Source organism: Maritimimonas sp. 2405UD52-3 (assembly GCF_056591715.1).
Genome location: NZ_JBWQOL010000017.1, coordinates 1 through 961 on the forward strand (window position 1 = coordinate 1; position 961 = coordinate 961).

Consider the following 961-nt stretch of genomic DNA (forward strand, 5'->3'; position numbering starts at 1 on the left):
TGTTCGTGTATGGCTCGTGCCGTTCAAGGGCTTGAGTGAGTAACACGAAAATTTATTAAAATGAAAGGTAATGAATTTTTGTGTTTGCCAACGGCATGAGCTATACGCGTTGTTACCTGCTGGCTTTTTTCCATTATTCTATTAGTTCATAAATTCCAGTATCAGTTACTATAAAAGTTCCGAATTCAGTTTGGGTGTATTGCCATATTTTCTCGTCAAATGTTTTAATTAAAGTTAACTCCTTTGTTTTTAAATCAACTTTATATAATCTGTTATTTCCCATATTTGGAATAAACAAATGACTTTTATTTATAAAAATACTTTCTGGATAACTCAAAAATTCAGAATTGTCATCCCAAGAATATTCTCCAATTTTGAAAATTTCCTTTTTCTCCGAAATTGAAGCTTGTGAAACTGTTTGCCCAGTTGGGAACGCAAACCACATGAAGTCAGGTGATTCAAATTTAATATCATAAATCGGATGACCAACTCCAATTTCCACTTGCCATTCAAAAGTTTTATTCCCATTTTTATCAAATCGATATAATTTGTCTTCTCGATGAGTACAAAAGTATATATCTCCATTATCTCCTTTTGTTGAACAATAATCTTCAAGTGGGTCGAGCAGTTGTTCTTCTATTTTTTTATAGTTTTCGCCAACTGTTGTTAATCCGAAATATTCTTTATCAACTACTTGTAAAACTTTGTTTTTATCAAACGCATAAAACACAGGTGTCTTTCCATCATTCCAGTCAATTATGAAGATTTCGGACTTGGTTGCGTGTAAGTAACTTGTTCCTTTTTTATCTGTTATTCTAGTTAGCGTCATTTTTTCAGCTTGCAGGTAACGTGTTCATGTATGATTCCGTTGCGGCGAAAATCCGAGTAGGATTTTCAGAGTAGGAATCGATACACTGTTAATATACAAAGTTTCACTTAAACGACTTAACGAGCAACGGAT

1 protein-coding gene is annotated in these 961 nt (G+C 33.2%); it reads right to left on the bottom strand.

The window, feature by feature from the left end; translation table 11 throughout:
• Window positions 1-133: 133 nt before the first annotated feature.
• On the bottom strand, window positions 134-829 hold the full coding sequence (locus AC1EU5_RS15970; protein ID WP_480193418.1) for an NHL repeat-containing protein: 696 nt from the start codon (window positions 827-829) through the stop codon (window positions 134-136).
• Window positions 830-961: the final 132 nt, after the last annotated feature.